Annotated in this window: 14 protein-coding genes; 6 read left to right on the top strand and 8 right to left on the bottom strand. The window is 66.4% G+C overall.

Translation table 11 applies throughout. The features are described 5' to 3' along the window. Positions 1–10 precede the first annotated feature (10 nt). Both uvrA and ACZZZD_RS00710 read right to left on the bottom strand, forming a co-directional pair. Positions 11–2,956 (bottom strand): excinuclease ABC subunit UvrA, encoded by a 2,946-nt coding sequence (gene uvrA, locus ACZZZD_RS00705; protein ID WP_463431689.1) that lies wholly within the window; start codon positions 2,954–2,956, stop codon positions 11–13. Between the two features lie 105 nt (positions 2,957–3,061). Continuing rightward, positions 3,062–3,556 (bottom strand): group III truncated hemoglobin, encoded by a 495-nt coding sequence (locus ACZZZD_RS00710; RefSeq protein ID WP_463431690.1) that lies wholly within the window; start codon positions 3,554–3,556, stop codon positions 3,062–3,064. 149 nt (positions 3,557–3,705) lie between these two features. Here ACZZZD_RS00710 and ACZZZD_RS00715 point away from each other — a divergent pair, with 149 nt between their 5' ends. Then, positions 3,706–3,831: a hypothetical protein gene (locus tag ACZZZD_RS00715; protein ID WP_277928840.1), complete on the top strand. Its 126-nt coding sequence runs from the start codon at positions 3,706–3,708 to the stop codon at positions 3,829–3,831. A 31-nt stretch (positions 3,832–3,862) separates the two neighbouring features. Beyond that, positions 3,863–5,374 carry an ABC-F family ATP-binding cassette domain-containing protein gene (locus ACZZZD_RS00720; RefSeq protein WP_463436044.1) on the top strand — a complete coding sequence of 504 codons (1,512 nt, stop codon included), beginning with the start codon at positions 3,863–3,865 and terminating at the stop codon, positions 5,372–5,374. A gap of 214 nt (positions 5,375–5,588) precedes the next feature. On the opposite strand, the gene ACZZZD_RS00725 is transcribed toward ACZZZD_RS00720, so the two are convergent. The 4 genes from ACZZZD_RS00725 to ACZZZD_RS00740 all read right to left on the bottom strand — a co-directional run bounded on the left by ACZZZD_RS00725 (position 5,589) and on the right by ACZZZD_RS00740 (position 9,115). After that, positions 5,589–7,166: an EAL domain-containing protein gene (locus ACZZZD_RS00725; RefSeq protein WP_463431691.1), complete on the bottom strand. Its 1,578-nt coding sequence runs from the start codon at positions 7,164–7,166 to the stop codon at positions 5,589–5,591. 88 nt (positions 7,167–7,254) lie between these two features. Beyond that, on the bottom strand, positions 7,255–7,692 hold the full coding sequence (locus ACZZZD_RS00730) for a flagellar basal-body protein FlbY (RefSeq protein ID WP_463431692.1): 438 nt from the start codon (positions 7,690–7,692) through the stop codon (positions 7,255–7,257). Further along, positions 7,689–7,991, bottom strand: coding sequence for a rod-binding protein (locus ACZZZD_RS00735; RefSeq protein ID WP_135195238.1), 303 nt, complete (start codon positions 7,989–7,991; stop codon positions 7,689–7,691). Before ACZZZD_RS00735 ends, ACZZZD_RS00730 begins: the two co-directional genes overlap by 4 nt. Positions 7,992–7,993: 2 nt before the next feature. After that, a complete protein-coding gene (locus ACZZZD_RS00740; protein ID WP_463431693.1) occupies positions 7,994–9,115 on the bottom strand; it encodes a flagellar basal body P-ring protein FlgI in 1,122 nt (373 codons plus the stop codon). Between the two features lie 182 nt (positions 9,116–9,297). Between ACZZZD_RS00740 and ACZZZD_RS00745 the strand changes: the two genes are divergently transcribed. From ACZZZD_RS00745 to gltX, 3 genes are all read left to right on the top strand, one after another. Next, positions 9,298–9,723 (top strand): flagellar assembly protein FliX, encoded by a 426-nt coding sequence (locus tag ACZZZD_RS00745; protein WP_463431695.1) that lies wholly within the window; start codon positions 9,298–9,300, stop codon positions 9,721–9,723. A 179-nt stretch (positions 9,724–9,902) separates the two neighbouring features. Next, complete coding sequence (gene dksA, locus ACZZZD_RS00750; protein WP_463431697.1) at positions 9,903–10,337, top strand: RNA polymerase-binding protein DksA; 435 nt, start codon at positions 9,903–9,905, stop codon at positions 10,335–10,337. A gap of 76 nt (positions 10,338–10,413) precedes the next feature. Then, a complete protein-coding gene (gene gltX, locus ACZZZD_RS00755) occupies positions 10,414–11,748 on the top strand; it encodes a glutamate--tRNA ligase (RefSeq protein ID WP_463431699.1) in 1,335 nt (444 codons plus the stop codon). Positions 11,749–11,764: 16 nt separating this feature from the next. Here gltX and ACZZZD_RS00760 read toward each other — a convergent pair whose 3' ends face one another. Together ACZZZD_RS00760 and ACZZZD_RS00765 are read right to left on the bottom strand one after the other, a co-directional pair. Further along, positions 11,765–12,058, bottom strand: a complete 294-nt coding sequence (locus ACZZZD_RS00760) for a CC_3452 family protein (RefSeq protein WP_463431700.1) — start codon at positions 12,056–12,058, stop codon at positions 11,765–11,767. A gap of 105 nt (positions 12,059–12,163) precedes the next feature. Continuing rightward, positions 12,164–12,769, bottom strand: a complete 606-nt coding sequence (locus ACZZZD_RS00765; RefSeq protein WP_159845085.1) for an LOG family protein — start codon at positions 12,767–12,769, stop codon at positions 12,164–12,166. Positions 12,770–12,880: 111 nt separating this feature from the next. Between ACZZZD_RS00765 and ACZZZD_RS00770 the strand changes: the two genes are divergently transcribed. Then, entirely contained in the window at positions 12,881–13,639 is a 759-nt protein-coding gene (locus ACZZZD_RS00770) for a hypothetical protein (RefSeq protein WP_463431703.1), read from the top strand. The last annotated feature ends 5 nt before the right edge of the window (positions 13,640–13,644 follow it).

Consider the following 13,644-nt stretch of genomic DNA (forward strand, 5'->3'; position numbering starts at 1 on the left):
GGTCAGTCGGCTAGGCGGAAGCCTTCGCCCGCTTCTTCTTGGCCGGCTCGCCGACCGATCCGCCCAAGGCCGCGACCCGCGCCTTGCGACGGGTCTCATGCCGATCCAGCACCTCCTTGAGGTATTTGCCGGTCCAGCTGGCCTTGTTGTCGGACACCTGTTCGGGCGTGCCGACCGCGACGATCTCGCCGCCGCCGTCGCCGCCCTCGGGGCCGAAGTCGAGCAGATAGTCGGCGACCTTGATGACGTCGAGATTGTGCTCGATCACCACGATGGTGTTGCCGGCCTCGACCAGTTCCTGAAGCACCTCCAGCAGCTTGCGCGTATCCTCGAAATGGAGGCCCGTCGTCGGCTCGTCGAGGATATACAGGGTCCGTCCGGTGGCCCGTTTCGACAGTTCCTTGGACAGCTTGACCCGCTGGGCCTCGCCGCCCGACAGGGTGGTGGCTGGCTGGCCCACCTTGACGTAGCCCAGGCCGACCCGCTCCAGCGTCAGCATCTTGTCGCGGATCGGCGGCACGGCCTTGAAGAAGGTCGCGGCCTCCTCGACCGTCATGTCCAGCACGTCAGAGATGGACTTGCCCTTGAAGACGATCTCAAGCGTTTCTCGGTTGTAGCGTTTGCCCTTGCAGACGTCGCAGGTGACATAGACATCGGGCAGGAAGTGCATCTCGATCTTGATGACGCCGTCGCCCTGACAGGCCTCGCAGCGGCCGCCCTTGACGTTGAAGCTGAATTGGCCGGGGCCGTACCCGCGCGCCTTTGATTCCGGCAGGCCGGCGTACCAGTCGCGGATCGGCCCGAACGCGCCGGTGTAGGTGGCCGGGTTCGAACGCGGGGTGCGGCCGATGGGCGACTGGTCGATGTCGATGACCTTGTCGAAATGCTCCAGCCCTTCGATCCGGTCGAAGGGGGCGGGGGCTTCGGACGCATTGTTCAGGCGACGCGCGGCGGCCTTGTACAGGGTCTCGATGGTGAAGGTCGACTTGCCGCCGCCGGAGACGCCGGTGATGCAGGTGAAGACCCCGACGGGGATTTCGCCAGTCACGCTCTTCAGATTGTTGCCGCTGGCGCCGCTGATCTTCAGCATCCGCTTGCGGTCGATGGGGCGGCGGCCGTCGGCGGGGATTTCGATCTCGCGCTCACCGGTCAGATATTTGCCGGTCAGGGATTTGGGATTGGCCATGACCTGTGCGGGCGTGCCTTCGGCGCAGACTTCGCCGCCGTGGATGCCGGCGGCGGGTCCCATGTCGATGACATAGTCGGCGGTCAGGATGGCTTCCTCGTCATGCTCGACGACGAGCACCGAGTTGCCGAGGTCGCGCAGCCCCTTCAGGCTTTCCAGCAGGCGGGTGTTGTCGCGCTGGTGCAGGCCGATGGACGGTTCGTCCAGCACATAAAGGACGCCGGTCAGGCCGGAGCCGATCTGCGACGCCAGGCGAATGCGCTGGCTCTCGCCGCCCGACAGGGTGCCCGAGGCGCGCGATAGCGACAGATAATCGAGGCCGACGTTGTTGAGGAACCGCAGCCGGTCGCCGATCTCCTTCAGGATGCGCCGACCGATCTCCATCTGCTTGTCGCTGAGCGCCTCTGGCAGGGCCTGGACCCAGTCATAGGCCTTCTTGATCGACAGGGTGGAGATGTCGGCGATGTCCTGCGCGCCCACCTTGACCGCCAGGGCCTCGGGCTTCAGCCGCTTGCCGTGGCAGGCGTCGCACGGGGTCTCGGACTGGTAGCGGGCCAGTTCCTCGCGGACCCAGGCGCTGTCCGTCTCGCGCCAGCGGCGTTCTAGGTTCGGCAGCACGCCCTCGAACGGCTTGGAAACCTCGTATTTGCGGGCGTTGTCGTCGTAGGTGAATTTGATCTTCTCGGCGCCGGTTCCGTACAGGATCGCCTTGTGCGCCTGGGCCGGAAGCTCGCGCCACGCCACGTCCATTGAGAAGCCGTAGTGGCGGCTGAGCGACTGCAGCGTCTGGGTGTAGAGGGGAGACGGGCCACGCGCCCAAGGGGCGACGGCGCCCTTGTGCAGGGTCTTGTCGCGATCCGGGATCACCAGATCGGCGTCGAAGGCCAGCTTGACCCCCAGGCCGTCGCAGACTGGACAGGCGCCAAACGGATTGTTGAACGAGAACAGCCGCGGCTCGATCTCGCTGATTGTGAAGCCGGACACCGGACAGGCGAACCGTTCGGAGAACAGCAGGCTGCGGGGCGCCGTCTCCCCCTCGGCCGTGCTCGCCCATTCGGCGTTGGCGATGCCGTCGGCCAGACCCAGCGCGGTCTGCAGGCTGTCGGCGTAGCGGCCTTCCTGGTCAGGCTTGGTGACGATCCGGTCGACGACGATGTCGATGTCGTGCTTGAACTTCTTGTCCAGGGTCGGGGCTTCATCGATGGGGTAGAACTGGCCGTCGATCTTCAGGCGTTGGAAGCCCTGCCGCTGCCACTCGGCGATTTCCTTCTTGTACTCGCCCTTGCGGCCGCGCACGACGGGGGCCAACAGCAGGATGCGCTCGCCATCGGGCAGGGCGATCAGCTTGTCGACCATCTGGCTGACGGTCTGGCTCTCGATCGGCAGGCCGGTGGCGGGCGAATAGGGCACGCCGACCCGCGCCCACAGCAGGCGCATATAGTCGTGGATCTCCGTCACCGTGCCGACGGTCGAGCGTGGGTTCTTGGACGTCGTCTTCTGTTCGATGGAGATGGCGGGGGACAGACCCTCGATCAAATCCACGTCCGGCTTGCCCATCAGCTCCAGGAACTGGCGCGCATAGGCCGACAGGCTCTCGACATAGCGACGTTGGCCCTCGGCATAGATGGTGTCGAACGCCAGGGACGACTTGCCCGAGCCCGACAGCCCGGTCATCACCACCAACTGCTCGCGCGGAATATCGAGGTCCACGCCCTTGAGATTATGCTCGCGGGCGCCGCGAACGCGGATGAAGTTATGCTTTTCGGTCATGCTGTCCGGAGAACGCGGATGAGGGCCGGTCGGGTCCGGCGCGACATCGCTATATGGGGATGAATCGCAGGATTGAAGCAAGAACAATGTGTGAACATTGCGGCTTCAGTCGGGCGTCCACGCCTGTGTCGGCCGCACGAACCGTTCGCCCTTGGCCAGGATCACGCCGTTGGCGGTGGCGATCCCCAGTTCCAGGCTTTCGGCGATGCGGCGGGCGCGTTCGATGAAATGGGCGGCCGCGAGGGGCGGGCACAGGGCGCGGGCCGTCTCGGTGAACAGTTCCAGCCAACGGTCGAAGTGGCGGGCGTCTATGGGCAGGGGCAGGTGTTTTGGCATGGGCCGGCCCTGATAGACGCCGGTGGACAGGGCGACCGACGACCAGAACAGCTTCATCTGCGCCAGGTGCGGCGCCCAGTCGGTGATGCGGGCCGCGAAGACCGGGCCGATGAGGGCGTCGTCGCGGACGCGGGCGTAGAAGCCTTCGACCAATGCGTCGATCATGGCTTCGTCTATGCCGGTCTCGTCGCGAAGGCGTTGGACGCCGGCCTCACGTCGAGCGGCGGCGCCGGAAGGGTCTTCGATGCGGAAACGGCTTTCCATGCCGACTCAGATAGCCGCGCGGCGGGCGTCGCGCCACTGGGCGATCCGTGTGGCTTCACGCGGCCGTGTTCGATGCCAGACTTGCGCCTTGCAGGATTACGACCCATTCTCCTCGTTCTGACGCGTTTGTTGCAGAAGGTTTGACGATCATGATCATCGCATTGGCCACCGGTTCCGCCCTGTCCGCCATGCTGCTCGTGATCCTCAATGCCAACCAGCCCAAGCCGAAACGCGTCCCCGTCCGCACGCGCGACACTCGACAAGGTCGCCGCTAGGACGCCTGACGGCGTAACCCTATTCGATAATCTGAGCCTGACGTTCGGCGACGAGCGCACGGGCGTCGTCGGCCGCAATGGCGCGGGCAAGAGCACGTTGCTGCGTCTTATCTCGGGCGCTGCGGAGCCGGCCGAGGGCGTAGTGGCGCGCGCCGGCTCGGTCGGTGTGCTGGATCAGCGGTACGAACCCGCGCCGAATGAGACGGCGGCGCAGACCCTGGGCGTCGCAGAAGAGCTGGCCATCATCGCGCGGCTGTTGGCGGGCGAGGGGACAGCCAATGACCTGGCCGCTGCCGACTGGACGCTGGAGGCGCGGCTGGGTGAGGCGCTGGCCGCCGTGGGGTTGTCGGGGGTGGCGCTGGATCGGCTGACCGTCAGCCTGAGCGGAGGCGAGCAGACGCGGCTGAGGCTGGCGGGCCTGATGCTGGCGGGACCGGATCTGATCCTGCTGGACGAGCCGACCAATCATCTGGACGTGGCGGCGCGGGCGCTGGTCGCCGAGGTGATCGGGCGCTGGGACGGCGGGGCCGTGGTGGTCAGCCATGACCGCAACCTGCTGCGTCGGATGAACCGGATCGTGGAGGTGTCGGGCCTGGGCGTGACGATCTACGGCGGCGGCTATGACCTGTATGTCGCGCGCAAGGCGGCCGAGCGGGAGGCGGCGGAGCGCGAGCTGGTCGAGGCCGAGCGCGATGTCGCGCGGGCGGGCGCCGAGGCGCAAAGACGAACGGAAACCAAGGCCAAGCGCGACGCGGCGGGGCGTCGCAAGGCGGCCAAGGGCGACCTGCCGAAAATCCTGCTGGGCGCACGGGCCGAGCGGGCCGAGAACAGCGGCGGGCGCGAGCGACTGCTGGCCACGCGACAGGCCGAGGCGGCGCAGGGCGCACTGGCGGCGGCGCAGGAGCGGGTGGAGCGGACGCGTGCGCTGGCCATCCCGATGCCGACGACAGGATTGGCGGCCGGGCGAACGGTGCTGACGCTGGATCAGGCGTCGTGGGCGACGCCCGAGGGGCGGACCATCGTCGGGCCGATCGACCTCCGGCTGGTCGGGCCCGAGCGGATCGCGGTGACCGGAGCGAATGGGGCGGGCAAGACGACTTTGTTGCGGCTGATCACGGGCGATCTGGAACCCACCGCCGGGTCCGTCGAGCGGCCGGTGCGGGCGGTCCTGCTGGATCAGGAGGCGGCTATTCTCAGGCCGGAAGAGACGCTGGTCGAGGCATGGCGGCGGCTGAACCCGCAAGGGAGCGTCAACGACGCCCAGGCGGCGCTGGCGCGGTTCCTGTTTCGCAATACGGCGGCGCAACGACGTGTCGGCGACCTATCAGGCGGTGAGCGGCTGCGGGCGGCCCTGGCGTGCGTCATGACCGGCGCGCCGCCGCCGCAACTGCTGGTGCTGGACGAACCGACGAACCATCTGGATCTGGACGCCATCGCGGCCGTGGAGGCGGCGCTGACCGCCTATGATGGGGCGCTGGTCGTCGTCAGCCACGATGCGGACTTTCTGGCCGCGCTGGAGGTCACGCGCACGTTGGTCCTGTGATCGGACTTGGACTCCAAGTCAGAAAAAACAGTCCAACGAGTTTAACGAGTCCAACTTACGGATGGGTTTGAGTTTTCAAAGACCGAACGGATCATCATCGCACGGCTTGACCCCATGACAGGTTGATTGTCGATGATTGAAGTCAAGTCTCTGATCCGTCTAGGCTTTGCGGCCGGGAACAGGATGGCTAGGCCACGGATGTCGCCTCCAGCCGTCAGCCCCAGGCTTCGACGGCGCCTTTGCGACGGACCATCGAGGGGCTGGTGAGCTGTGTGCGCGGCTCGGCTTCGGCGCGACCGAACAGCCAACCCTGGCCGTATTCGACGCCGGCGGCCTTGAGTTCGGCGGCCACGCCGTCGGTCTCGATCATCTCGGCGATGGTTTCCAGCTTCATCGAGCGGCACAGTTCGACGATGCTGCGCAGCATGGCCTTGGACCGTTCGTCGGTCTGGATGTCGCGCACGATGGCGCCGTCGATCTTGACCGCATCGACCGACAGTTTGCGTAGATAGTCGAAGGCGGCGGCGCCTGCACCGAAGTCGTCGATGCAGACCTTGATGCCGGCTTCGCGCAGGGCGGCCAGGCGGCGATTAGCGGCCTCAATATCGGCGAGGGCGGAGGTCTCGGTGACTTCGACCATCAGGCGCCGACGTTCCTCTGGCGCGCCGGCCGTCATGCGCAGAAGTTGTTCAACATAGGAGTTGTCGCCCAACGAGGCGCCCGAGACGTTGATCGCCATCTTCAGCAAGCCGGCGCCCGACTGGCGCATCCGCTTCAGCACCTTTTCCGCAACGGCCAGATCGAAGGATTCGATCAGGTCCAACTCCTCGGCCATGCGGATGGCGTCGGCGGGGCCGCTGTTGGCGTTGAAGCGGGTCAGAGCCTCGAAGTGGTGAACCGCGCGGGAGTCGAGGTGGACGATGGGCTGATAGTGGACCTGGAACTCGCGCGACTTGACCAGGTTGCGGAAGGTCTCGGCATCCCGGAAGGTGCGTTTCAGCGAGTCCGCAAAGGCGATCTGGGGGTTGGCGAGACCGTCGCCCTTTAGGCAGCCCTCGATGGCGAACCGCATGGCGCGCAGCACGCACAGCGAATCCGATCCGGGCGGCACCGGCGAGCTGAACGCTTCGGCGCCGAGCGACAGGCCTTCTGCGCGGCCGGCCTCGACGATTTCGGCGGCGATGTCGCGACGGTCGTTGGCGGGACGCAGCAGGGCGAACCGGACGCCGGTCAGCTGGGCCGCGCCCGAACCATCGACGGCCGCCGATTGCAGGGTCGCCTCAATGCGGCGGTTCAGGCGGTCGGCGGCGTCGCCGCTGACGTTCTCTAAACCGCGAATGTCCAGGAAGGACAGGGCGAGATCCGTGTTGGCCTCAAGCACGCGTCCGGCGTCGGCCAAGAAGTCTTCGGCCTCCAGCAGAGGGCGGGTTTCGAGATCTTCGAGGGCGAAGGCCGGGCCTTCATAGGAGATCGCGCAGGACACGGCCGGCGCCATCTGCGGCAGGACGAAGGCTCGGAACGTGGCGCGACGCACACGGTCGGGTCCTGCCGCCACGAGGATGGAGGTCGAAGGAATACGCACGCCGGACGCCATGTTGCGCAGGGCCATCAGGGTGGATGCGCCATCGTGCAACAGATCGAGAAGTGGTCGACCGGTCCAGGTCGCGCCGGCGTCCTCGCCCGCCGAGGCCCCGGCGCCGATCGCGAAGGAGACAACGCCCTTCGGGTCTACCTCCACCAGTGTGTCGGCGGATGCGAAGGCCAGGCCTAGCAGGCGGGTGGTCAGCGTCATGAAGGCATGCTGACACGCAGTGACTTAAAAAATAGGCAATAATCCATAGGGCGCGAACCGTGATTTGCGGCGTCGATGCCGTCGCCCCTCAGGCCATCCGGTTGATGGCGACAGCGCGCCCGTCGCCCAAAGCTGCACGTCCGTCCGCGGCATAGGCGGAGGCCGGCGTGCGGGCGGCGGTGACCTCGGCGGCGATGGCGCGGACCAGGCCCTCGGAAATCTGACGCGCGGCGTCGACGGCGCGTCCGTGGCGGGTCAGAACGGCGTCGAATTCGCGGGTGGCGTCGATCAGAGTCTTGCGATCTTCGAGCGGCGCCCCGCTCAGCAGGGTTGGGTTCGCCTTTACGTGAGCGGAATCGCGACGATAGAGATTGGCCATCTCCTGGGTCTCGGCCAAGCCTGAGGCCACGTCCTGGGGACGACCGTCGGCGAAGGCGAGGGTCTCGGCTTCGAGGCGCTCGGTCAGGCGCAGCGTTAGCGCGGTCAGTTGCCGCACACGCGCCTGAGCCAGTTCGGTGTCGCTCATTGTCGCCCCTCCTGCATCTTCAGCATTTCGGCCATGACGGTGTTGCTCAGGCCGATGCCGCCGGCCTTGACCGTGCTCTTGGCCATTTCATCCAGCATGAAGCTGCGCCAGGTCGCCTCGCCTTGGCCACCACCGAACAGGCCGTCGGTCGACAGGCCTTCGAACATCGGCTTCAGCATCTGCGAGATGAAGGTGGCCTCGAAGGCCTTGGCGGTTTCCTCGATCTTGTCGCGGTTCGGCGCTGTGGGCGCGGCCGCAGCGGGACGCAGCAGATCGGGGGAGACGGTCAGGTCGCTCATGTTCACATCACCTCGATGTCGGCCTGAAGGGCGCCGGCGGCCTTGATGGCCTGAAGAATGCTGATCATGTCACGCGGGCTGACGCCCAGGGCGTTCAGGCCGTTGACCAGGGTGGACAGGCTGGCCCCGCCCCCAACCATGCGCATCTGGGTGCCCAGGTCCTCTTCGACGCTGACCTGGGTGGAGGGGACGACGGTGGTCTGGCCTCGGCTGAAGGGCGCGGGCTGGCTGACGATCGGCTGTTCGTCCACCGAGATGGTCAGGTTGCCCTGAGCAATGGCGACCCGAGAGACGCGCACCGCGTCACCCATGACGATGACGCCGTTGACCTCGTCGATGATGACCTTGGCGGGGGTGTCGACGCTGACCGCCAGGTTCTCGATCCGGCTGATGAAGCCCGCCATCCCGAGCTCGCCGGGCGCGCGCAGGGCGACGACCGTGCCATTCTCGGCCAGGGCCGAACCGGGGTAGGCGGCGTTGACGACGGCGGCGACACGCTGGGCCGTGGTGAAGTCCGGGTTGCGCAGGTTCAGGCGAACTTCGTTCATATTGGCCATCTGGAAGCCGGTCTCGCGTTCGACCAGGGCGCCCGAGGCGATGCGGCCGGCGGTCGGCACGCCGCGCGTCACCGAAGACCCCGAACCGCCTGAGGCCGAGACGGCGCCGGTCTGGACCGAGCCTTGGGCCACCGCATAGACCTGACCGTCCGCGCCCTGAAGGCTGGTGACGACCAGTGAGCCGCCCAACAGGCTTTTCGCGTCGCACATGGAGGCGACAGACACATCGATGCGCGAGCCGGGCGTGGCGAAGGCCGGCAGATCGGCCGTGACCATGACGGCTGCCATGTTCTTGGTGTTGGCGTTGGCGCCACGGATATTGACGCCCAGTCGCTCCGTCATGCCTTCCAGCGACTGACGGGTGAAGGGGCAGTTGCGTAAGCTGTCGCCCGTGCCGTTCAGCCCCATGACCATGCCGTAGCCGACCAGTTGGTTGCCGCGCACGCCCTCGACGGCGGCGATGTCCTTGATACGGGATTGCGACTGAGCCAGCGCCGGGCTCGATCCGGCTGCGACGACGATCGTCGCGGCGACGGAGGCGATGAGGCGGGCAAGCAGATTTTGCATCGGTCAGGCGTCCACGCAAGGTTACGCCTGCATCCCTGCGAGGATCATGCCGGATAATAAACGACGTGAATTCAACGCCGGCTAGCTTTTCTGCGGCATGGAAGCGGCAGGATTTGCCGGGGCGTTAACCAAACAGTCACCGCCGCCCGTCATGCATGGGGCATGACGCGGAGCACCTACGCATGAAGGTTGTCGGCCCCAACGGCGTCAGCACGCCCGCAAGCACACGTTCGACGCGATCCGCCAGCGGCTTTTCGCTGGGTCAGGCGCCGGCTGCGGCCTCTACCTCGGCGGCGACGGCCAGCGCTGCGACCGGCGGCGTTTCCGACGTGTCCGCCCTTATGGCCTTGCAAGGGATCGACGGGCCGCTGGAGAAGCGTCGCCGGGCAATCCGACGGGGCGGGGGGCTGCTTGACCGCTTGGAAGACCTCAAGCTGGCGCTTCTGACGGGCGACGCCGACGAGGCCTCGCTGGATCAACTGGCGCGCACCTTGCGAGAAGAGCGCACCGACGACGGCGACGAAGGGCTGAGCGCCCTGCTGGACCAGATCGACCTCAGGGCCTCGGTGGAACTGGCCAAGGCCGAAATGCGCAATAAACGCGGCTGAGGCGGAAAAATCGCCTAATCTCAGAACGCTAAGCTTGGTCAGTGAGTGACATTTGTCACTGTAAGCCCTCGGATCGCCATAATCGGATCACGGATTCGAGAACCACATTGCCGCGACTCGACAGGCTGATTATACGGCCATCTACGCCACAGGGGGGCGTGTTAGAGAGCGTGAGATCGATGAACGCTTTGGCGTCCGTTGTGTCCGACGAAACCGGCCCGTATCGGCCGTCTGACAGCGAGCCGTTCATGAACGAACGGCAACAAGCCTATTTCAAGAAGAAGTTGCTGGCCTGGAAGGAAGACATCCTTCGAGAGTCCAAAGGCACGGTGGTCAATCTGAAGGCCGAGACCGAAAACCACCCCGATCTGGTGGATCGCGCGTCATCGGAATCCGACCGGGCCCTGGAGCTGCGCACTCGCGATCGCCAGCGCAAGTTGATCTCCAAGATCGATGACGCCCTGCGCCGTATCGAGGACGGCTCCTACGGCTATTGCGAGGATACGGGCGAGCCGATCAGCCTGGGTCGTCTGGAAGCCCGCCCGACGGCGACCCTGTCGGTCGAAGCCCAGGAACGCCACGAACGCCGCGAACGCGTCCACCGCGACGATTGAGGATTAAGGCCTCCGCGCCTTGACTTCGCCGGGTTGCGGGGCGACCTAGCCGCCTCGCTTTCAAGGTCGTCTACCCATGTCCGTCAAGGTTCGTTTCGCCCCGTCGCCGACGGGTAAGCTGCACGTCGGCAATGTCCGCACCGCCCTGGTGAACTGGATGTTCGCCAAGGGGCAGGGCGGGTCGTTCGTGCTGCGGATCGACGACACCGACCTGGCGCGCTCGACGCCCGAGTTCGAACAGGGGATCGAGGACGATCTGACCTGGCTGGGGATGCTGTGGGACGAGCGTGACAACCAGTCCAAGCGGTTCGACCGCTACGAGGAGGCGGCCGTCAAGCTGAAGGCTTCTGGTCGGCTTTATCCCGCCTACGAGACGGCCGACGAATTGGATCGCCGCCGCAAGGTGCAACTGTCGCGCGGCCTGCCGCCGATCTATGACCGCGCCGCCCTGGAATTGACGGACGAACAGAAGGCCGCTTACGAGGCGGAGGGGCGGCGCCCGCACTGGCGCTTCAAGCTGGATGGCAAGCGGGTCGCTTGGGAAGACCTGGCGCGCGGTCATGCCGAGGTGGACACCGCCTCGATGTCGGACCCGGTGCTGATCCGCGAGGACGGCCTGTTCCTGTACACCCTGCCGTCGGTCGTTGACGACATCGACATGGCGATCACCCACATCATCCGGGGCGAGGATCACGTTACCAACACCGGCGCGCAGATCGAGATTTTCGAGGCGCTTGGGGCGACGGTTCCGGGCTTCGCGCACATGCCGCTGCTGGTCGGCGCCGACGGCGCAGCCCTGTCCAAGCGTCTGGGCTCGCTGTCGATCAGCGACATGCGCGACCAGGGCTATGAACCCATCGCCATCACCAGCCACCTGGGCCGGATCGGCACGTCGGATCCGCTGGAAGTCGGCACCTCGGTCGAGGCCCTGGGCCAGAGCTTCGCCTTCTCCAAGATGGGCCGGTCGCCGGCGCGGTACGACACGGCCGATCTGGACCGTCTGAACGCCCAGGCCCTGCATGTCATGGATTATGCGACGGCTCAGCCGCGTCTTCACGCGCTGGGCGCCGATCTGGGCGAGACATTCTGGTCGGTGGTGCGCGGCAACCTGACCAAGTTCGCCGATGTCGTTGAAATGGCGAAGATCGTCCAGGGTCCGGTTCAGCCGGTCATCGAGGACGTCGCCTTCATCGAGACGGCGCTGCGTCTATTGCCGGACGTGATCGACGAAAACGCCTGGTCGGCTTGGACCTCGGCCGTGAAGGCCGAGACGGGCGCCAAGGGCAAGGCGCTGTTCATGCCGCTGCGGCTGGCGTTGACGGGTCAGCAGCATGGTCCCGACATGGCCGCCATGGCGCCGCTGATCGGTCGCGAGACCATCCAGCGGCGTCTGAAAGGTGAGGCGGCATAAGCCGCCTCACGCTTCATTAGGCGTTGCAGACGGCCAGTTCGTCGGCGCTGAGTTCGACGCCCTTATAGGAGAAGGCGGTCACCGGGCCGAACTTCTGAACCACACGACGGCAGGCGCGCGTGGCGGGCTGTTCCGTGCCACCGGCGGCCGTGCAGGTCGCGCCTTCGCAGGACCAGCGTGCGCCGTCGATGATGGTGGCGCGGGCAGGGGCTTTGGCGGCGTCCGCGAGGGTCAGGCTGGTGGCGGCCGGCGACTGGGCGACGGCCGGAGCGGCGGCGAACAGGGCTGCGGCGATGAGCAGGGCGCGCATGAAAAACTCTCCGAAATGAAGAACGGCGGCATGCCGCTGCGCCCCAATGTCAGTTTTCCATAAAAACTGTCAATACGTAGTCGCGCGAATATTAGCGACGATCACTTACCGCTGATCATGTTTCAACTGCGGCACGTCGCCACCGGCTTGAACCTGGGCCATCGCCTCTTCGACCGTGTCGGCGACCGTCCAGGCGTCGAGGAACGAAGGCGGGGTCATGCCTTCCTCGACGCTGTGCTTCATCAGGGCGAAGAAGCCGTTCCAGAAGCCGTTAAGGTTTAAAAAGACAACCGGCTTGTGGTGCAAGTCCAGCCGCTTCCACGACAGCAGTTCGACGACCTCTTCCAGGGTGCCGATGCCGCCGGGGGCGACCACGAAGGCGTCGGACTGATCGTACATCAACTGTTTGCGTTCGTGCATCGAGGTGACAACGACGGTCTCGACCTCGTCGAACAGGCGTTCGCGGCTGCGCAGGAAGGCCGGCATGATGCCGACGACCCGGCCGCCCGCTTCATGCGCGCCGCGCGCCGATGCGCCCATCAGGCCCACGCCGCCGCCGCCATAGACCAGCCGCCAGCCCGCCTCGGCCGTCGCCTTGCCGAAAGCATAGGCCGCCTCGGTGTAGGAAGGATCGGCGGTCTCGGAGGCGCCGCAGAACAGGCAGACGGAAGAGCCGTCGAACGGCAGGAACGAAACGGGGGGCAGGGACATGGGGCCTCGAAGAAAACGAATACTCGGCCTGGCCATGGCCAAACCGACGGCGCTCAAGCTAACACAGGCTCAAGCCGCTGGGTCGCCAGTCCTATATCGTAGAGGCGAAGGATGAAACGTCGGATGATCGTCGCGTGTGTCGCGGTCCTGGCTGCGGCCGCCTGTTCCGATCCGCAGGGCGGCGTGGCGGGGCCGACAGGGGCGGACGAAGCGTCGCCTTGGGTCCGGCCGCCGCTGATCGACGGTGTGACACGTGACGGCGGGGTGCTGGTCGTGCGCGGGGCGGCAGGTCCGAATGCGCGTGTCGTGCTGCGTGCGCCGGGTGCGGCTGCTGTGGCCGCCAGCGCGGACGGGGCGGGCCGATTCGAGCTTCGGCTGCCGCCCCTGCACGGCGATGTGCGGTTCACGCCCGAGGTGCAGGTGGGCGAGGACGCCGCCGTCTCGCCCGAGACATTGGTGGTGATCCAGGGCGGAGCGGGGCCTGTCGTGCTGATCGCCGCGGGCCAGCCGACCGTCCGTCTGGACGGCGCGGGCGGTTTGGACGCGATGGATTCGGACGGCGCAACGCTTATGGCGTCGGGTCAGGCGGAAAACACGGCGCCTGTCGTGACCATCAATGGCGTCGGCGTGACGGCGACGGCGATCGGGCGCGGGCGGTGGCGCGCCGTCACAGGGCAGTCAGGCGCTGCGACGATCACGGTGAACGGCAAGAGCGTCGACTATCCCGGCGCGGGCGGGGCGACGGGGTTTGTCATCGAGCGAGCGGGGCAGGGCTGGCGGATCACCTGGCCTGTGGCGCCGAATGACCGCCAATCAACATGGCTGCCGGATCGTGGCGTTAACGCCCTGGAAACCAATTCGGTTAACTAAGAGGA

It is taken from the genome of Brevundimonas sp. AC546 (assembly GCF_979258305.1).